Raw genomic sequence first — 16,903 nt, 5'->3', positions numbered from 1 at the left:
GGGCCTTTTTTTTCGTTAGGCTGTTGAACTCAAAGGAAAAGGCTTGTAAAGTGCGCCCCGCAGTCAGTCGCCAAGACGGTCTCAGCTCACTGAGTTGAAATCTGAAATAAGTTGCAAATCATTAACTTGAAAGCAATTTAGGGGGTTGACAGAGGTGTTCTAGGTTGTAGAATAGCGCGCCTCAGACACACGAACGCAGCGATGCGAACGAGTGGCTAGATGCAGTAAGTTTCACCGTTGTAAATTGAAATATGTAGTTCCGTGATAGCTCAGTCGGTAGAGCAAATGACTGTTAATCATTGGGTCCCAGGTTCGAGTCCTGGTCACGGAGCCAATTTCAAACCGGGGTATAGCGCAGTCCGGTAGCGCGCCTGCTTTGGGAGCAGGATGTCAGGAGTTCGAATCCCCTTACCCCGACCATTTTTGGGTCGTTAGCTCAGTTGGTAGAGCAGTTGGCTTTTAACCAATTGGTCGTAGGTTCGAATCCCACACGACCCACCATTTTTGAAACCAGTTTGCGCTGGGATCGAATCTTAAGATCAGAGGCCAAAAGCGCTGATCGAAGAAGGCGATCTTTGAAAGGTCGCCTTTTTTTTACCGGGGTATAGCGCAGTCCGGTAGCGCGCCTGCTTTGGGAGCAGGATGTCAGGAGTTCGAATCCCCTTACCCCGACCATATTAAAAATCCTCGTATCGAAAGATACGGGGATTTTTTTGTCCGACAAAAACTCATTTCCCCTTCAAGTCATCATACAACCTGCCGATAGCCCGCTAACACGAGGGGACTGCCATGGCTTTCGCCCCTTGAATCTGGCCAATACAAGAATAAGGGCGTTCGTCATGTTGCTTCGTCAGTTGAATATTGCTCCCCGGGCAGCCCTGGGGTTCGCCCTGATCGCGGTGTTGGTAGCCTTGCTCGGCGTGTTTGCGCTGGGGCAGATGTCGAGCATTCGCGATAGTGAAGTCGCAGTAGAAAACCAGTGGCTGCCGAGCATTCGTGGCGGCGACGAGATCCGCGAGATCATGCTGCGCATCCGCACCATCTCGTTGCGTATGGCGCTGGATCAGGACGCGAACAATATCGCCACCTACCGCAGCCAGATGGACACCCGCGACAAAGAGCTGAGCGAGAAAATCGCCGCCTACGACAAACTGGTCGACACCCCGGAGGGCCAGCAGCTATACGACCAATTCAAAAAGACCTTCGCCGCGTACCGCAACGGTATCGCTCAATCCTTCGCCCTCGCCGAGCAAGGCAAGCGTGATGAGTTGACCAGGTTGTTGCTGGTCGACATGAAAACCGTTGTCGATGGCTCCGGCAAACAACTCAACGACCTGGCGGATCTGTTCGCCAAACAGGTCGCCGCCGAAAGCCAGAAGTCCGCTGCGCACTATGAAAACTCGCGCACGATTGTCAGTTTGTTTATTGCGTTGGCCGCGCTGGCCACGGTGGCACTGGCGATGATGCTCACCCGCAGTATCGTTCGTCCGCTCAGCAGCGCCGTGAACGCAGCAGAAAGTGTCGCGCAGGGGGATCTGACCCGGCCGATCGAAACCCATGGCAACGATGAAGTCAGTCGCTTGCTCAAAGCGTTGGCGACCATGCAGCAGAACCTGCGCGAGACGCTGCAAGGCATCAGCGGTTCGGCGACGCAACTGGCGACCGCTGCCGATGAACTCAATGCGGTGACGCTCGACAGCACCCAGGGACTGCAACAGCAGAACAACGAAATCGAACAAGCCGCGACGGCCGTCAACCAGATGACGGCCGCAGTGGAAGAGGTCGCACGCAATGCGGTGTCGACTTCTGACGCGACCCGTCAATCCAGCGAGTCGGCGCATCTGGGTCAGGTGCGCGTCAGTGAGACCGCCACGGCCATCAATGCATTGGCCAGCGACGTGCAACAGACCGGTGAGTTGGTGCAATCACTGGCCAATCAATCGCAGGACATCGGCAAAGTGCTCGACGTGATTCGGGCGATTGCCGAGCAGACCAATTTGCTGGCGCTCAACGCGGCGATTGAAGCGGCGCGGGCCGGTGAGAGCGGGCGAGGCTTTGCCGTAGTCGCCGATGAAGTACGCGCGCTGGCCTATCGCACGCAGCAATCGACGCAGGAGATCGAGCAGATGGTCCAGGGCATGCGCAGCGGTTCGAGCCTGGCGCTGGATTCGATGCAGGCCAGTACCGCGCGGGCGACGACCACACTGGCCTTGGCTGAGCGTGCCGGTGAGGCGCTGCAAACCATTACCGCGTCGGTGCATGAGATCCATGAGCGCAATCTGGTGATCGCCAGCGCCGCTGAAGAACAAGCGCAAGTAGCCCGGGAAGTGGATCGCAACCTGGTGAATATTCGTGATTTATCGTTACGTTCTGCCGCAGGCGCTGACCAGACCAGCGCGTCCAGCCATGAGTTGTCGCAACTGGCCAATGCCTTGCAGGGCATGGTACGGCGCTTCCAGTTGTAAACGGGCAGGCGTGAAAAAGCCGCGTTTCTCTCAGGAGAAGCGCGGCTTGTTTTTTACTGTCGATCAAGCGCCGTCTTGATCTTTCAGGTGCTCGAACAAGCCTTTTGGCATCTTCTTGCCGTTGGCTTCAAAGTTGGCCTTCACGTTGTTGTAGGCCTCTTGTTCGTCGATGAAACCGTCATGGTTGGTGTCGATCTTGTCGAAATCGGACTTCGGCGCGACTTTCAGAAATTCGGCGCGCGAGACCTTGCCGTCACCGTCGCTGTCCGTCTTGGCCATCGAAGCATCGCCACATTTGCCTTCACCGCATTTGCCTTCCGGCGCTTTCACCGAGGTTTCCGCCGACGCAACCATGTAGCCCTGCGCCAGTGGTTGAGCGGCAAACACCGAACCAGACAACATCAGGCCGCCCGCCAGCGCGGCGCCGATCAGGCCAATGGATTTTTTACCGAGGGTCGAAGTACGGGACATTTACATTCTCCTGGGCTGCACTGCGCAACCACACGTTAAGGACGATTGCCTGAGCAGGTGTTGCTCGGGTGTGGCCATTAAGCGGTGGCGGTGTATCGCGTCTGTGTCGCGGAGCGGGGGAGTTTGTAAGCGAAGGGCGATAAAGAGGGCGCAGATACACTACGAGACAGAATCAAAAAGCAAATGTAGGAGTGAGCCTGCTCGCGATAGCGGTTTGTCATTCAACAATGATGTTGACTTACAAACCGCTATCGCGAGCAGGCTCGCTCCCACAGGTTTACATCAATGCAGTTTCAGGCGTGGCTCGGTGCCACGGCCAATCTTGCTGCCCAGCATCAACATCGCCGTGCGGAACGGCCCGTACAGCGCCATCTGGTGCATGCGATACAGCGACACGTAAAACATCCGCGCCAGCCAGCCTTCGAGCATCACGCTGCCGGTCAGATTGCCCATCAAGTTACCCACCGCCGAAAAGCGCGACAACGAGATCAGCGAGCCGTAGTCGGTGTACTTGTACTCCGGCAAGGTCTTGCCTTCGATGCGCAGTTTCAGCGATTTAGCCAGCAGCGACGCCTGTTGGTGTGCGGCTTGGGCACGCGGCGGCACATTGCGATCGGTACCCGGTTGCGGGCACGCGGCGCAGTCACCGAAAGCAAAGATGTTCTCGTCGCGGGTGGTTTGCAGCGTCGGCAGCACTTGCAGTTGATTGATGCGGTTGGTTTCCAGGCCGTCGATGTCCTTGAGGAAACCTGGCGCGCGAATGCCCGCTGCCCAGACTTTCAGGCTGGCCTTGATCTCGTTGCCATCGGCGGTGATCAGGCTGTCGGCGGTCACTTCGCTGACCGAAGCGTTGGTCATCACGTTGACCCCGAGTTTTTCCAGGGTCTTGTGCACCGGCCCGCTGATGCGCTCCGGCAGGGCGGGCAACACCCGTGGACCGGCTTCGATCAGGGTGATGTGCATGTTTTCCGGTTTGATCCGGTCCAGGCCATAAGCCGCCAGTTCGTGCGCGGCGTTGTGCAGTTCGGCCGCCAGCTCGACGCCAGTGGCGCCAGCGCCGACGATCGCAACGCTGATTTGCTCGACCACATCGGTTTGCCCGGCGTGTGCACGCAGATAGTGATTAAGCAGTTGCTGATGGAAGCGCTCGGCTTGCTTGCGGGTGTCGAGGAACAGGCAGTGCTGCGCCGCGCCCTGAGTGCCGAAATCGTTGGTAGTGCTGCCGACGCTGATCACCAGCGAGTCGTATTGCACTTCACGCGCCGGCACCAGTTCTACGCCGTTTTCGTCGTAGGTGGCGGCCAGCTGGATTTTCTTCTGTGCGCGATCAAGCCCGCTCATGCGCCCTAGCTGGAACTCGAAGTGGTTCCATTTTGCCTGGGCAACATAGTTGAGTTCGTCTTCGGAGGAGTTCAGCGATCCGGCGGCCACTTCGTGCAACAGCGGTTTCCAGATGTGCGTCAGGTTGGCGTCGACCAGCATCACACTGGCCGTGCCGCGCTTGCCCAGAGTCTTACCCAGACGGGTAGCCAACTCCAGACCGCCGGCGCCGCCGCCGACAATAACAATACGATGGGACATGGGGATAACTCGCAAGGTTTTTAAAGGAAATCGGTGCGGTTACCCAAGCGAGCGCCAAGCTGCTCATAGCGTCAGGTAACTGATAAATCGGCTCAACAGGCCAAGACCAATGGTCACTGCCAGCACCAGCACGAGGAGCATCCACGGCCGGAAAGGCCGGCGCTCGACTCGATGTTGGGACAGTTGCAGATACTCTTCGACATGTTTCTGGTCTTCGGGGTTCAGGCGGCTGGTCATATTTGCCTCGTCAGGTAGACGTTGCTGAATGGGCAGAAGCTACAGCGGTTTTTATCCGGGGTTGAACGCAGCATAGCCGCTGTCCGGAACCGGTTCGACGCTCACGCTATCTTCGAGGCGGATGATGCCGCTTTGTAACACCCGTGCGGTAATTCCGCCATGCCCGCGCACCGCTTGAAAGGTGCCCGGGCCGAGGTTGTTCTGCAGGCGTGCACAGGGCTGACACCAGCCCGTGGTTTCGAATATTGCCTGACCGATACGAAAGCGCCGACCCTTGAGACTAAACAAATTGATACCGCTGATAACCAGATTACGGCGCAGATCTTCAGGCTTGACCGGCTGATCGTGCGCACGCCCCATCAATGCGCTGATCACCGCCAGATGCTCCCACTGGATCAGCGTTACCTGGCGCGCATTACGCACACCGGGGCGCGCATGATCGCCGGTCAGCCCGGCCTCAAGTCGCGCCTCCACGGCATCCAGTTCGATCATCGGCCCACGGGAATCAGGGCGCACGCCAATCCAGCGCACACACCCGGTCTGTGGCACATCGGCAATCAATTGCTGAAGTGGCGTCACAGGCTGATCCCGACGTCGAAGACGATGCTGCGGCCGAGGTTGCTGCGCAGAAAGTCCGGCGCATCCGGGTGGGCGAACAGCACGCGGGCGAAGGTCGGGCCGACGAGGGACAGCGAGCGCCAGCCTTGGCGCAGGTATTCAGTAGGCGGGGGGAAATGGCTGTTCAGATCCAGCACCTCACGTTTAAGACTGGCGAAGGCGATGATATCCAGTTCGCCCAGATCCATGCCGCGTTCCTTGTAGTTATGTGCTTTTTTGCGCAAGGTCGGTGCCAGTCGCAGCAGGAATTCATTGGCCGGGATTCGTTTCGGCTTGGCTTCGCGGCGCACCAGTTGGCTGAGGGAAAAGGCGCTACGTCGTCGCTGCAATTCATCGCGCCATTCGTCGTTGAGCCGACGGCCCTCGTCGAGCACGAAGAACACCTCGAAATTGGCATCGCGAAACAATACGTCCGGCGGCTCGCCGGCCGGCGCGAATTCGTCGGCGCGGTAGGGAATGTTCAGGCCTTGCAGCAGGCGCTGGCAGACCCAACGCTCACGCTCCCATTTGCGGGCATTGGACAGAAAGGCGTTGGCCTGCTCGGCCGCGATGGTCAGCAGGCGTAAATAATCTGAGTCATCCATAAGCCCAAGCTTAGCGTTCAAATGCGACAAGCTGAAAGCGTTCCGCGGCAAAGTGCATCAGTGGGCAGTGGAGAAGGGCGGTGTAGACTCATGGAAATCGATTATTTGCGCCAAACCGTGAGGACTCATCGTGAAATTTCGCTGGCTGCTGCTGTTTGCTGTTTTTCCGCTGTGTGCCCATGCGCTCGAAACCGGTGAGCGTCTGGCTCCCTGGACGTTGCTCGATCAGTACGAGCAACCCTTCACCCTCGACAACAGCACCACCACGCTGCTGGTGGCACGGGATATGGATGGCGCCAAGCTGATCAAGGAAGCGTTGAAGGACCAACCCAAGGGCTATCTGGAGGCCCGTCACGCGGTGTTCGTTGCCGACATCCAGCACATGCCGGCGCTGATTGCCAAAATGTTTGCCGTACCGGCCATGCGCGACTACCACTATCGGGTCATGCTGGATCGAGAAGGACGGGTTGCGTCGCGCTATCCCGGCGCGGAAGGCCAGGTGTTGTGGTTGCAACTCAAGGACGGTCGATTGCTCTCGCAACGTGAGTACGCCAACGCGGGTGACCTGCGCGAGGCACTGGAGAAGGCGCGCCCATGATCGGCGTCGAGGTGCTGGCGACCGAAAGTCTGTTGCTGGGCTGGCTGATTTATCTGCCGGTGCTGCTCTGGGCGATCGCGCGTGCGCCGTGGGTCGAGTTGTTCAGCGACAGCCGGCGTCAGCATCTGCTGTTCGGCACCGTGTTTGCGTTGTTTCTATTGTGGTTGATGCGCAGGGATTTCGACACGGGCGTGTCGTATCACTTCCTCGGTATGACGGCGGTAACCCTGTTGCTGGACTGGCCGCTGGCGATCGTTGGCGGGCTGGTGGCGCAAATCGGCCTGGTGCTGCTCGGGCGTCAGGATCTCGCAGCGATGGGGGTCAATGGCGCCTTGTTCATTTTGCTGCCGGTGCTGGTCACCGAGTGTGTGGCGATCCTCGTCGAGCGTGCTCAGCCACGCAATCCGTTCGTGTACATCTTCTGTTCCGGCTTCTTTGCCGCCGCGCTGTCAGCCCTGTTGTGCCTGATCCTGAGCCTGACGCTGCTGTGGTACGACGGCCTCTTCGCCATGCCGGAATGGCTGGAGACCTTCAACCGCACACGCTACCTTTCGGCGCCGTGGAAGGACGACGATCCGAAGTCTTGATCCACATCAAACCCGCTGCGCGCGGGAAATTTCATGCTCGCGCAAATCCCTTCAGGAGCAGCGGCATGAGTGTTTACGAGTGGGCCAGGCAGGAAACCCGGCAGAGTCTGGAGATGGCGCAGGAAGTGGGTTTTGACCCGGGGTTGAGTTTGCGCGCCTTGCTCAGTGCGGTGGTGCAGCAGAGCAAGGCCGTGCGCAACGCCGAAGACCTGGCCGACGAGTTGCGCTTTCTGGCGGAAAACCTCGACGACGATCAGGACTACGGCTTTATGCGGCCCTGATCGAGATCAGTGACGCGGATCGAAGTCGCCGGAAAACAGTTCGTCCTCGGCATCCGGTGCGACCGGAATCTTGTGTTCTTCCGACGCCCAGGCGCCGAGGTCGATCAGCTTGCAGCGATCAGAGCAGAACGGCCGAAACTTGTTTTCGGGGATGAATTCCACGGGGGCGCCGCAGGTCGGGCATTCAACGGTGGGGATCTGGCTCATGCTTGGCCTCCGGATAAAGTCAGGTAAAAGTGATGCAGACGCTCGACTTCGCTGTGCAGCCAGGCGAGGTTGCGGTCGTTGACGACCACGTCGTCGGCGCGGCTCACACGCTCTTCGCGGCTCGACTGGGCCTTGAGGATCGCCTGAACCTGCTGCTCGCTGGTCTGGTCACGTTGCAAGGTGCGTTCGATCTGCAATTGTTGCGGAGCGTCGATCACCAGGATGCGTTGGGTCATCGTGTATTGCCCGGATTCGATCAATAGCGGCGAAACCAGAATCGCGTAAGACGATTTTGCCTGCGCCAGGTGATGAGCGATTTCCTCGGCGATCAACGGATGCAGCAGGGCTTCGAGCCAACGGCGTTGCTCCGGCACTTCAAAGATCAGTTTACGCAGGGCGGCGCGGTCCAGCGTGCCATCGGCCTGCAGCACACCGGGACCGAAGTGTTCGGCAATCTGCGCCAGCGCCGGACGCCCCGGCTCAACCACCCAGCGTGCCGCGTGATCGGCATCCACCACGTGGACACCCAGATCAATGAAGTGCTGAGCCGCTGCGCTTTTGCCGCTGCCGATGCCGCCGGTGAGGCCGAGAATCCAGGGTTTTTCCACAGGGGTATTCATTTCAAACCGACAAACTGCCAATAGAAGGCGGTTATTTGACCACCCCAGAGCAAGGCAATCCAGCCGGCAATTGCCAGATAAGGGCCGAAGGGGATTGGCGTCGAGGTTTTTTGCTCGCGCAGGCGCAACAAAATCACCCCGATAATGGCGCCGACCAGTGATGACAACAGAATCGTCAGCGGCAGAATCTGCCAGCCGCCCCATGCCCCCAGCAGCGCCAACAGTTTGAAATCACCATGACCGATGCCGTCCTTGCCGGTCAGCAGCTTGAACAGCCAGAACACTGACCACAGCGCCAGATAACCGGCCACCGCGCCCCACAACGCATCGTGCAAGGTTACGAACAGGCCGAAACTGTTGACGATCAACCCCAGCCACAGCAACGGCAACACCAGCACATCGGGCAATAGTTGATGCTCGGTGTCGATCAGACTCATCGCCAGCAGACCCCAGGTGAGGACGATCAGCAGGCACGCCGGCCAACCGAAACCCAAGTGCCAGGCGATGAAGGCCGAAAGCAGCCCACAGGCCAGCTCGGTCAACGGATAACGTTTGCTGATCGGAGCTGAGCACGCTGAACAGCGCCCGCGCAGCCATAGATAACTGAGCAGGGGAACGTTCTCCCACGGGCGAATCCGGTGGGCGCAATGCGGGCATTCGGAGTGCGGCAGCATCAGGTTGTAGATGGGTTGCGAGGCTTCGCCGGGCAAACCGAGCACATCGTGTGCCTGCTGGCGCCAGTCGCGTTCGAGCATTTTCGGCAGGCGCCAGATCAGCACATTGAGGAAGCTGCCGACCACCAGGCCCAGCAGCAGGGCGGTGCCGACAAACGCTAGCGGATACATGGCAAACAGTTCGTCGATAGGCATGTCAGATCGCTGAGCCGAGTTGGAAGATCGGCAGGTACATGGCCACCACCAGCCCGCCGACGATTACCCCCAGCACGACCATGATGAACGGCTCCATGAGGCTGGTGAGGTTGTCGACCATGTTATCCACTTCTTCCTCGTAAAAGCCCGCAACCTTGTCGAGCATGTCATCCAGGGCGCCGGACTCTTCGCCAATTGCGGTCATTTGCACGGCCATGCTGGGAAAGACCCCGGTGCTGCGCATCGAGAAATTCAGTTGCATACCGGTGGACACGTCCTGGCGAATGCGCAGCACGGCTCGCTTGAAGACCACGTTGCCGGTGGCGCCGGCCACCGAGTCAAGCGCTTCGACCAACGGCACACCGGCGGCAAACGTGGTCGACAAGGTTCGAGCGAATCGCGCCACGGCGGACTTGTACATCAGTGTGCCCACCAGTGGCAGTTTCAGCAGCCAGGTGTCTTTGCGATCGCGCAAGGCCTGGGATGTTTTTAGCGCGTGGCGGGTGCCAAAAATCGCTGCGACCAGTGCAGCGAGAATCGCCCACCACCATTGCTGCATGAATTCCGACAGGCTGATCACCATCAGGGTGAACGCCGGCAGTTCGGCACCGAAACCGGAAAACACTGACTGAAATTGTGGCACTACTTTGACCAGCAGAATCCCGGTGACAACAGCCGCGACCAGCACCACGGCGGTGGGATAGGTCATGGCTTTCTTGATCTTGGCTTTGAGGCTTTCGCTTTTTTCCTTATAGGTCGCGACGCGTTCGAGCAAGGTGTCGAGGGCGCCGGACTGTTCGCCGGCATCGACCAGGTTGCAATACAACTCGTCGAAATACTGCGGTTTCTTGCGCAGGGCTGCGGCGAAGCTGTTACCGGCCGCGACCTCCTGTTTCACGTCGTCCACCAGTTTGCGCATGGCCGGGTTATCAAAGCCTTCGCCAATAATGTCGAACGACTGCAACAGCGGTACGCCGGCTTTCATCATGGTCGCCATCTGCCGGGTGAACAGGGCAATGTCCCGGGCCTTGATGCGTTTGCCAAAACTCAGCAATGACGCGGATTTCTTGCGCACCTTGCCGGGGTTGATCCCCTGTTTACGCAATTGTGCCTTGATCAGCGCCGGGTTCTGGCCGCTCAGTTCACCGGTGACTTTGCTGCCTTTTCTGTCCGTGCCTTCCCAGGCATAAATACTGATTTTTGCTGCCTTGACCGCCATGTTCAGTCCTTGGTGACCCGGTTGATTTCTTCAAGGCTGGTGATGCCTTGCATGGCCTTGTGCAGCCCGGAGGTGCGCAGGTCGTCGAAGCCGTCGCGGCGCATCTGCAGGTCGATTTCCAGCGAGTTGCCTTCGGCCATGATCAAGCGTTGCAGCTCCGGTGTGTTTTTCACCACTTCATAAATCCCCACGCGTCCTTTGTAACCGCCGTTGCAGTGATCGCAACCGACCGGCTCGTAGATCGTGAAATGGCCGATGCGTTCCTCGGGGAAGCCTTCCTTGAGCAAGGTTTCGCGCGGGATCTCGATGGCTTTCTTGCAGTGGTTGCACAGTTTGCGCGCCAGGCGCTGGGCGATGATCAGGCTGACCGAGGTGGCGATGTTGAAACCGGGAATGCCCATGTTGTGCAGGCGCGTCAGGGTTTCCGCAGCGCTGTTGGTGTGCAGGGTCGAGAGCACCAGGTGACCGGTCTGCGCGGCTTTGATGGCGATCTCGGCGGTTTCCAGGTCGCGGATTTCACCGACCATGATCACGTCTGGGTCCTGACGCAGAAACGAGCGCAATGCCTGGGCAAAGTCGAGCCCTTGCTTGGGATTGACGTTGACCTGGTTGATGCCTTCCATGTTGATTTCCACCGGGTCTTCGGCGGTGGAGATATTGATGTCGACGGTGTTGAGAATATTCAGGCCGGTGTACAGCGAAACGGTTTTCCCCGAACCGGTGGGCCCGGTGACCAGGATCATGCCCTGTGGCTGCTTGAGTGCGGCCATGTACAGATCCTTTTGCTCGGGCTCATAGCCGAGGGCGTCGATACCGATCTGCGCGCTGGACGGGTCGAGAATCCGGATCACCACTTTTTCGCCCCACAGGGTCGGCAGGGTGTTGACCCGGAAATCGATCGACTTGCTTTTCGACAGGCGCATCTTGATCCGCCCGTCCTGAGGTTTGCGCCGTTCCGAAATATCCAGGCTGGCCATGACTTTCAGGCGTGCGGCGATGCGCCCGGCCAGTTGAATCGGCGGTTTGGCAACCTCGCGCAGGATGCCGTCGGTGCGCACCCGCACCCGGTAGTTTTTTTCGTAAGGCTCGAAGTGCAAGTCGGAAGAACCGCTTTTGATCGCGTCGAGCAGCATCTTGTGCACGAAGCGCACCACCGGCGCATCGTCGGCGTCGAGGCCGCCGATGGCGTCCTGCTTGCTGTCGTCGACGGATTCGACATCGACCCCGTCGAGATCGACATCGGCCATGTCCTCGAGACCGCTGGTGTGGGTGTCGAAGAATTTTTCGATGGCATCGGTAAGTTTGTCGTCCTCGACCAGAATGGCTTCGGTGCTCAGCCCGGTGCTGAATTGAATGTCGTTGATTGCTTGATGATTGCTCGGGTCGGAAATGCCCACGAACAGCTTGTTGCCACGCCGCCACAAGGGCAGGGCGTGATGCTGACGCACGAGTTTTTCGCTGACCAGGCCTTTGGGCTGGGTTTCCTTGTCCAGGCAATTGAGATCAAGCAAGGCCATGCCGAAATGCTCACTGGCAATCTCGGCCACCTGCCAGCTCTTGACCAGTTTGTTCTGCACCAGATAGCTGACCAGCGACAGGCGATTGCGCTGGGCCTGTTGCCAGGCTTGCTGGGCGCCTTTTTCCGTGAGCAGTTCGGCCTGGACCAATTGCTTGGCCAGACCGCTCAGAGCGATGTCATTCATGGGGATTCCGCACGCTTGCCGTTCATGACTTATAGCCTAGTCAAGTGACAGCGCCAAACACGGCGGGTGCAGGTGACAAAAAGTGTCAGATAGTGCGGTTACAGGTTGTAGGAATTGGCGTTGCAAGCGCTTCGCGCCTAATGAACGGGGCTTTGCAGGCATTGGCATGGCCTATGCTCCGTCCCTTGCAGATCATGAGAATTCGACTCATGCATGGAGCGTGTCTATGAAAAAACAACAAGGTTTTACCCTGATCGAGCTGCTGATCGTGGTGGCGATCATCGGGATTCTGGCGACCATCGCGTTGCCGCAATATTCCAAATATCAGGCACGGTCGAAGGTGACGGCGGGGCTGGCGGAAATCAGCGCGCTGAAGGTGCCGTTTGAAGACACCATCAACCAGGGTACAAATCCTACCCTCGCAATCGTGAAGGGTGATGCGGTGACTACTACATCCAACTGTGCATTGTCGGCTACAGGTACCGCCGCTGACGGCGCGGGATCGATCGTGTGTACGATCGCCAACGCTCCGGCACCGGTGTTGGGTAAAACCATCACGCTGACGCGCTCTTCGGGTACCGGCGCCGGTGTCTGGAGCTGTGCTACAACGGTGGCACCGGATTATTCGCCAAAAGGCTGCACCGCCAGCGGTACATAAGTTGAATGTGTGCTGAACAGAATGCCCCGCAATGCGGGGCATTTTTCATTGCGCAGCCGTTCACAAAAGCTTCAATAATTTCAGCGCCTTAGGAACTTTCCAAAAAACCGCAACTTGCATGTGAATATTCCACGAGTCATGCATTTTGCATGAATCCGGAATTTTCAGATATCTGTAACCTATTGATTTATATGTGTTTTGTGTCTTTCAAAAAGTTGGCACAGCGTTCGCAACTACCTTGGTAACCCTGCTGACAAGACAACCAGCAGACTTTCCAGAAAAACAGGAGTTACTCGTATGAAGAAGTTCGCTATCACTGCCGCTGCTGCTACCGCGCTGACCCTGACCATGGCTTCCGGTGCATTCGCACAATCCACCCAGGCTACTCAGGCTCCAATGACTCTGGCCGCCGGTGAAGTCACCAAGGCGAAAGAAGCTACTTCCGACACCTGGATCACCACCAAAGTCAAAAGCGATCTGGTCACCGAAAAAGGCATTCCGGGCACCGACATCAAAGTAGAAACCAACAAAGGCGTGGTTTCCCTGTCCTCCACTGTTGCAGTGACCGAGGCTCAGAAAACCACCGCAGTGAACATCACCAAGAAAATCAAAGGCGTTAAAGCGGTCTCCGCTGACGGCCTGAAAGCCGAGTAAGGCATGACTTCTCGCCTGGACCGGGAGAAGGCGCGACAGACGGGCCGAGCCATACGTCTGCCGCAACTTTAGAGTTCATGCGAACGGTCACACGGATGTGACCATTACGGGCCCCGGCACTTGTGTCGGGGCCTGTTCTATTTCAGGGACGAAAGAGTCGAAGGGCACCGCAAAACAACTGTGGGAGCGAGCTTGCTCGCGAAAGCGGTATGCCAGTCACAATGGATTTGACTGACCAGACGCCTTCGCGAGCAAGCTCGCTCCCACATGGGTAAGTGATTTGGATCAGTTACCGCGTTTGCTGTTGATCTGCCGCAGGCGATTGCCTTCGAAGCGCAGGTATTGGTACATGCCGTTGCTCGGACCATAGGTCCATTCCTCGACCTGAAACTCCTCGCGGCGGTTGGCGCTGCGCTTGTAACCCAAGACATCACGGCTGACCGGCTCACCACACTTTTGCAGGACTTCGCTGGAACGGTCGCCCAGGCTGATCAGTTGACTGCCGCAGCGCAGGGTATCGGACGCCGAGGCGTGGCTGGCCGCTAAGGTCATTGCGATCAAGGCCAGCCACTGCAGTTTCATCATTCGGCATCCAGGTGCATTTGCGTCACCACGCGGCCATCGCTCTCGGCTTCACCGAGACTGGCGTCGATGAAGTACACGCGGTCGTCTGCCAGCTGGCCTTTATCGACCAGATAATCCTTGATGCTGCTGGCACGGTCCTGACCCAACTGACGCAACAACACCTCGCTGCCACTCCAGAACTTGATCACGCCTTCGCGCATCTTCGCCGTGCGTTCTTCCTTGCCCAGATCCTTCCATTCGGCTGGCGGCTGGGTTTTCAGACGGGTGCGGTAAATGCCTTCGAGCAGTGGACCTTTTTCGCTGTCTGGCACTTGCAGCAACGAAGCTTGGGCCGGGACTTTATCGCCGCGACGTTGGAGCATCTTGTAGTAGTTGTACTGGTATTCACGTTCCAGGCGTTGCTCGGCGAGTAACGGGCCGTCACTGCTTTTGGCGGCAGTGCCTTCGATCTCTAGACGCAGTGCCGGACGCTCCTTCAGCGCTTGAGACAGTTTGATCAGCGCCGCTTCGGCATCCTTGCTCAACTCGCTGGAACCCGGAGCAAACGACACGGTGCCAAGGTCTTGCGAACTGCCACCACTGATCAGCCCGCCAATCATTTTGAAGGGTGCGGCAGCGGCTTTGACGATGAGATTGCGCAGGGTCTGCCAGACAATCGGCATCACGCTGAACTGCGGGTTGTTCAAGTCGCCGGTCACCGGCAATTCGATGGAGATCTTGCCGTCGACGTCCTTGAGCAAGGCAATCGCCAGTTTCAGTGGCAGGCTCACAGCATCCGGGCTGTCGACTTTCTCACCGAGCTGCAATTGCTCGACCACCACTTTGTTTTCGGCTTTGAGCTGGCCCTTGGTGATCAGGTAATGCAGGTCGAGGTTGAGCCGGCCCTTGCGGATGCGGTAACCGGCGAATTTGCCGGAGTAGGGCGTCAACGTGGTCAGCTCGACACGTTTGAAACTGGTGGCGATGTCGAGGCTGGCCATCGGGTCGAACGGATTGACCGCGCCCTTGATGGTCACCGGTGCATAGCGGTCGACCTTGCCTTTGATGTCGACACTGGCCGGTTTCGCCTGACGGCTGTCGATGGTGCCGATCTGGCCATTGAGTTGCTGCACGGCGGTAGCGAAATTCGGCGTCAGGCTGAAGTCGGCGAAGTTGGCCGAACCGTCGTTGATGGCGATGCCGCCAATGTGAATGCCCAGCGGTTTCTCGTTGCTGGCCGGTTTCGCTGCTGCGCTTTTGGTGCCGCTGTCGGCGGGCTGCGGGATCAGCAGGTCATCGATGTTGGTGGTGCGATCATCGTTGATCATGAACCGCACATACGGCTGGAACAGGTTGACCTTGTCAATCGACAGGCTGTCGCCGTGCTGATAGTTCAAGCCTTCGACCACGACCTGCTGCCACTTGAGGAAATCGCGGGTTTTCAGGGTGTCGAGGGTGTGCAGTTGATCGATCTGCGCGCGCCCGGTGACGCTTAGGGCCAGCGGCTCGGTGCTCTTGAGATTGACCTTGAGATCACTGCCGAGCATGCCGCTGCGCAGTTCCAGGCGAATGAACGGGTTGATGTAAGACTGCGCGACGCGCAGGTCGATGTCCTGGGTTTTTACATTGAGCTGGGCGTTGACCGGGGCGAGATTGACCGTGCCGTCTGCGCTGATCTTGCCTTGTTTGCCCACGCCGCTATCGAGCTTGAGCTTGAAGGGCGAGCCGTTGAGGCTGTCGAAGTCTTGCAGATCGACATTCAGCGGGGTGATATCCAGGGCGACGGCTGGTGTGGCCGAACGGTCGGCCAGATGCACGGTGTAATTGCGCAATTGCACGTCTTTGAGCAGCACTTGCCACGGTTTGCTCGGCGCCGGTGGGGTTTTCGGCGAGTCGGCAGCTGCCGGTGTGTTCGCCGGTTCGGCAGCCGCTTTGGCAGCCGGTTTCGATGGCTGGCTGGCAAACAGTTTCTGCCAGTCGAGTTGGCCGTCGGCTTCGAGCGCCGCCCAGGTTTCCAGTTTGTTGCTGCGGATCTTGCCGACCACCACTTGTTGTTTGGCCAGATCCACCGAGGTCTCGGTGACATCGAGGCGTTCGAGTTTCGCCAATGGCCGCCCGTCCGGAGCCTTGATGGCGAATGGCGCGATGCTCACTGCGACATTGTTCAACTGCAGTTCGGTTTCTTTCGACAGATTGAGTTTGTATTCGCTGCTGAGGCTGATCACGCCGTCTTCGAGTACCAAAGGCACCGAGTCACGCACGTAGGGCCAGAAGGCTTTCATCTTGCCGTCGGTGACTTTCAGGGTGCCTTCCGAGGTGAATGGGATCAGGCTGAAGTTGCCGCTCCAGTCGATCCGGCCACCGGCGGGGCCGATGGCGACCAGGGTCATGTCGGCGCTGTCTTCGGGCAGGGTGCTGAGGTTTTTCAGTTCGAAGCTGAGATCATCGTAGAGAAACTCGATGGGCTCGCTGGGGCGCACGTCCTCAAAGTGCACGACGCCGCCGGCCAGTTTGATGTTGTCGATGCGCAGCGGGAAGGGCTTGGCGTCAGGGTCGGCCGGGGTCGGCTCGCTGGCCGGCACATTGAACAGGCCGAGCAGGTTGAGCTTGCCGTCTTTGGCGAAGAGGATTTCGCTCTTCGGCTTGTCCAGTTCGATGTTCGCCAGATGCAGGGCTTTGGTCCACAGGCTGTCGATTTGCAGGTCGGCGTACAGGCGATCGAAACCGATCTGTTCCTTGCCCGGCTCGCCGATGACCAGCCCCCACAAGGTAACTTCAAGGCTGAACGGGTTGAGCTCGATACGCTGGATATGCGCAGGCACTGTTGCGTAGTTGGCCAGTTGCTGATTGGCCACGCGCAGGGCGATGCCCGGCAAAATCAGAAACCCCAGCAGGCTGTAGAGGGCCAGAGCAGTCAACAAGGCGCCAATCGCGCGAATCAATCCTTTGGGCATGTGCGGCTTCATCTGTCTGAATCGGAGTGCCTT

General features: G+C 58.5%; 18 protein-coding genes, 4 tRNA genes and 1 pseudogene. 11 read left to right on the top strand and 12 right to left on the bottom strand.

Going from position 1 to position 16,903, the window contains the following annotated elements; genetic code table 11:
• The first annotated feature begins 258 nt into the window (after window positions 1-258).
• From AB4N74_RS19440 to AB4N74_RS19415, 6 genes and pseudogenes are all read left to right on the top strand, one after another.
• Window positions 259-334: transfer RNA gene (locus AB4N74_RS19440), tRNA-Asn, on the top strand.
• 9 nt (window positions 335-343) lie between these two features.
• A tRNA-Pro gene (locus tag AB4N74_RS19435) sits at window positions 344-420 on the top strand.
• A gap of 5 nt (window positions 421-425) precedes the next feature.
• Window positions 426-501 (top strand) — tRNA-Lys (locus AB4N74_RS19430).
• Between the two features lie 97 nt (window positions 502-598).
• Window positions 599-675, top strand: a tRNA-Pro gene (locus AB4N74_RS19425).
• Window positions 676-839: 164 nt separating this feature from the next.
• A pseudogene (locus tag AB4N74_RS19420) lies at window positions 840-1,562 on the top strand (MCP four helix bundle domain-containing protein); the annotation flags it as partial.
• A gap of 39 nt (window positions 1,563-1,601) precedes the next feature.
• Complete coding sequence (locus AB4N74_RS19415; protein ID WP_371748319.1) at window positions 1,602-2,465, top strand: methyl-accepting chemotaxis protein; 864 nt, start codon at window positions 1,602-1,604, stop codon at window positions 2,463-2,465.
• Window positions 2,466-2,528: 63 nt separating this feature from the next.
• Here the strand turns inward: AB4N74_RS19415 and AB4N74_RS19410 are convergent, their stop codons facing one another.
• The 5 genes from AB4N74_RS19410 to AB4N74_RS19390 all read right to left on the bottom strand — a co-directional run bounded on the left by AB4N74_RS19410 (window position 2,529) and on the right by AB4N74_RS19390 (window position 5,956).
• Window positions 2,529-2,936, bottom strand: coding sequence for an HvfA family oxazolone/thioamide-modified RiPP metallophore (locus tag AB4N74_RS19410; protein ID WP_016986236.1), 408 nt, complete (start codon window positions 2,934-2,936; stop codon window positions 2,529-2,531).
• 282 nt (window positions 2,937-3,218) lie between these two features.
• Entirely contained in the window at window positions 3,219-4,517 is a 1,299-nt protein-coding gene (locus AB4N74_RS19405; protein WP_016986237.1) for an NAD(P)/FAD-dependent oxidoreductase, read from the bottom strand.
• A gap of 63 nt (window positions 4,518-4,580) precedes the next feature.
• Window positions 4,581-4,754 (bottom strand): DUF3094 domain-containing protein, encoded by a 174-nt coding sequence (locus tag AB4N74_RS19400; protein ID WP_007909875.1) that lies wholly within the window; start codon window positions 4,752-4,754, stop codon window positions 4,581-4,583.
• Between the two features lie 51 nt (window positions 4,755-4,805).
• Complete coding sequence (locus AB4N74_RS19395) at window positions 4,806-5,333, bottom strand: MOSC domain-containing protein (RefSeq protein ID WP_099757212.1); 528 nt, start codon at window positions 5,331-5,333, stop codon at window positions 4,806-4,808.
• The gene (locus AB4N74_RS19390; RefSeq protein WP_007909887.1) at window positions 5,330-5,956 is read right to left on the bottom strand and encodes a DUF1780 domain-containing protein; all 627 of its coding nucleotides are present in this window, start codon (window positions 5,954-5,956) and stop codon (window positions 5,330-5,332) included. Before AB4N74_RS19390 ends, AB4N74_RS19395 begins: the two co-directional genes overlap by 4 nt.
• Before the next feature lie 130 nt (window positions 5,957-6,086).
• Between AB4N74_RS19390 and AB4N74_RS19385 the strand changes: the two genes are divergently transcribed.
• The 3 genes from AB4N74_RS19385 (at window position 6,087) to AB4N74_RS19375 (ending at window position 7,422) form a co-directional block, all read left to right on the top strand.
• Complete coding sequence (locus AB4N74_RS19385) at window positions 6,087-6,554, top strand: FAD/FMN-containing dehydrogenase (protein WP_460096955.1); 468 nt, start codon at window positions 6,087-6,089, stop codon at window positions 6,552-6,554.
• On the top strand, window positions 6,551-7,141 hold the full coding sequence (locus AB4N74_RS19380) for an energy-coupling factor ABC transporter permease (RefSeq protein ID WP_460096954.1): 591 nt from the start codon (window positions 6,551-6,553) through the stop codon (window positions 7,139-7,141). Before AB4N74_RS19385 ends, AB4N74_RS19380 begins: the two co-directional genes overlap by 4 nt.
• A gap of 65 nt (window positions 7,142-7,206) precedes the next feature.
• Window positions 7,207-7,422, top strand: coding sequence for a hypothetical protein (locus AB4N74_RS19375; RefSeq protein WP_007959584.1), 216 nt, complete (start codon window positions 7,207-7,209; stop codon window positions 7,420-7,422).
• A gap of 6 nt (window positions 7,423-7,428) precedes the next feature.
• On the opposite strand, the gene yacG is transcribed toward AB4N74_RS19375, so the two are convergent.
• Genes yacG through pilB form a run of 5 tightly spaced genes read right to left on the bottom strand, consistent with a single transcriptional unit; the run spans window position 7,429 to window position 12,040 of the window.
• Window positions 7,429-7,629 (bottom strand): DNA gyrase inhibitor YacG, encoded by a 201-nt coding sequence (yacG, locus tag AB4N74_RS19370; RefSeq protein ID WP_095048684.1) that lies wholly within the window; start codon window positions 7,627-7,629, stop codon window positions 7,429-7,431.
• Window positions 7,626-8,249: a dephospho-CoA kinase gene (gene coaE, locus AB4N74_RS19365; protein ID WP_257356140.1), complete on the bottom strand. Its 624-nt coding sequence runs from the start codon at window positions 8,247-8,249 to the stop codon at window positions 7,626-7,628. Before coaE ends, yacG begins: the two co-directional genes overlap by 4 nt.
• Window positions 8,246-9,118 (bottom strand): prepilin peptidase, encoded by an 873-nt coding sequence (locus AB4N74_RS19360; RefSeq protein WP_093434872.1) that lies wholly within the window; start codon window positions 9,116-9,118, stop codon window positions 8,246-8,248. Before AB4N74_RS19360 ends, coaE begins: the two co-directional genes overlap by 4 nt.
• A gap of 1 nt (window position 9,119) precedes the next feature.
• Complete coding sequence (locus AB4N74_RS19355; protein ID WP_093434875.1) at window positions 9,120-10,337, bottom strand: type II secretion system F family protein; 1,218 nt, start codon at window positions 10,335-10,337, stop codon at window positions 9,120-9,122.
• Between the two features lie 2 nt (window positions 10,338-10,339).
• Complete coding sequence (gene pilB, locus AB4N74_RS19350; protein ID WP_460096953.1) at window positions 10,340-12,040, bottom strand: type IV-A pilus assembly ATPase PilB; 1,701 nt, start codon at window positions 12,038-12,040, stop codon at window positions 10,340-10,342.
• 226 nt (window positions 12,041-12,266) lie between these two features.
• Here pilB and AB4N74_RS19345 point away from each other — a divergent pair, with 226 nt between their 5' ends.
• Window positions 12,267-12,698: a pilin gene (locus tag AB4N74_RS19345; RefSeq protein ID WP_038369043.1), complete on the top strand. Its 432-nt coding sequence runs from the start codon at window positions 12,267-12,269 to the stop codon at window positions 12,696-12,698.
• Window positions 12,699-12,995: 297 nt separating this feature from the next.
• Entirely contained in the window at window positions 12,996-13,352 is a 357-nt protein-coding gene (locus tag AB4N74_RS19340; RefSeq protein ID WP_077574577.1) for a BON domain-containing protein, read from the top strand.
• A 285-nt stretch (window positions 13,353-13,637) separates the two neighbouring features.
• On the opposite strand, the gene AB4N74_RS19335 is transcribed toward AB4N74_RS19340, so the two are convergent.
• Together AB4N74_RS19335 and AB4N74_RS19330 are read right to left on the bottom strand one after the other, a co-directional pair.
• Window positions 13,638-13,934: a DUF2845 domain-containing protein gene (locus tag AB4N74_RS19335; protein WP_331692358.1), complete on the bottom strand. Its 297-nt coding sequence runs from the start codon at window positions 13,932-13,934 to the stop codon at window positions 13,638-13,640.
• Complete coding sequence (locus AB4N74_RS19330; RefSeq protein WP_460096951.1) at window positions 13,934-16,882, bottom strand: DUF748 domain-containing protein; 2,949 nt, start codon at window positions 16,880-16,882, stop codon at window positions 13,934-13,936. Before AB4N74_RS19330 ends, AB4N74_RS19335 begins: the two co-directional genes overlap by 1 nt.
• Between the last annotated feature and the right edge of the window lie 21 nt (window positions 16,883-16,903).

Source organism: Pseudomonas sp. H3_C08, from assembly GCF_054669455.1.
This window is presented reverse-complemented; position numbering and strand designations above follow the sequence as displayed.

Excerpts from the sequence above, each read along its gene's own strand:
- AB4N74_RS19415 (WP_371748319.1), top strand. The coding sequence starts at position 1,602 with ATGCAGCAGAACCTGCGCGAGACGCTGCAAGGCATCAGCGGTTCGGCG.
- AB4N74_RS19410 (WP_016986236.1), bottom strand. The coding sequence starts at position 2,936 with ATGTCCCGTACTTCGACCCTCGGTAAAAAATCCATTGGCCTGATCGGC.
- AB4N74_RS19405 (WP_016986237.1), bottom strand. The coding sequence starts at position 4,517 with ATGTCCCATCGTATTGTTATTGTCGGCGGCGGCGCCGGCGGTCTGGAG.
- AB4N74_RS19400 (WP_007909875.1), bottom strand. The coding sequence starts at position 4,754 with ATGACCAGCCGCCTGAACCCCGAAGACCAGAAACATGTCGAAGAGTAT.
- AB4N74_RS19390 (WP_007909887.1), bottom strand. The coding sequence starts at position 5,956 with ATGGATGACTCAGATTATTTACGCCTGCTGACCATCGCGGCCGAGCAG.
- AB4N74_RS19380 (WP_460096954.1), top strand. The coding sequence starts at position 6,551 with ATGATCGGCGTCGAGGTGCTGGCGACCGAAAGTCTGTTGCTGGGCTGG.
- AB4N74_RS19375 (WP_007959584.1), top strand. The coding sequence starts at position 7,207 with ATGAGTGTTTACGAGTGGGCCAGGCAGGAAACCCGGCAGAGTCTGGAG.
- yacG (WP_095048684.1), bottom strand. The coding sequence starts at position 7,629 with ATGAGCCAGATCCCCACCGTTGAATGCCCGACCTGCGGCGCCCCCGTG.
- coaE (WP_257356140.1), bottom strand. The coding sequence starts at position 8,249 with ATGAATACCCCTGTGGAAAAACCCTGGATTCTCGGCCTCACCGGCGGC.
- AB4N74_RS19360 (WP_093434872.1), bottom strand. The coding sequence starts at position 9,118 with ATGCCTATCGACGAACTGTTTGCCATGTATCCGCTAGCGTTTGTCGGC.
- AB4N74_RS19355 (WP_093434875.1), bottom strand. The coding sequence starts at position 10,337 with ATGGCGGTCAAGGCAGCAAAAATCAGTATTTATGCCTGGGAAGGCACG.
- pilB (WP_460096953.1), bottom strand. The coding sequence starts at position 12,040 with ATGAATGACATCGCTCTGAGCGGTCTGGCCAAGCAATTGGTCCAGGCC.
- AB4N74_RS19345 (WP_038369043.1), top strand. The coding sequence starts at position 12,267 with ATGAAAAAACAACAAGGTTTTACCCTGATCGAGCTGCTGATCGTGGTG.
- AB4N74_RS19340 (WP_077574577.1), top strand. The coding sequence starts at position 12,996 with ATGAAGAAGTTCGCTATCACTGCCGCTGCTGCTACCGCGCTGACCCTG.
- AB4N74_RS19335 (WP_331692358.1), bottom strand. The coding sequence starts at position 13,934 with ATGAAACTGCAGTGGCTGGCCTTGATCGCAATGACCTTAGCGGCCAGC.
- AB4N74_RS19330 (WP_460096951.1), bottom strand. The coding sequence starts at position 16,882 with ATGAAGCCGCACATGCCCAAAGGATTGATTCGCGCGATTGGCGCCTTG.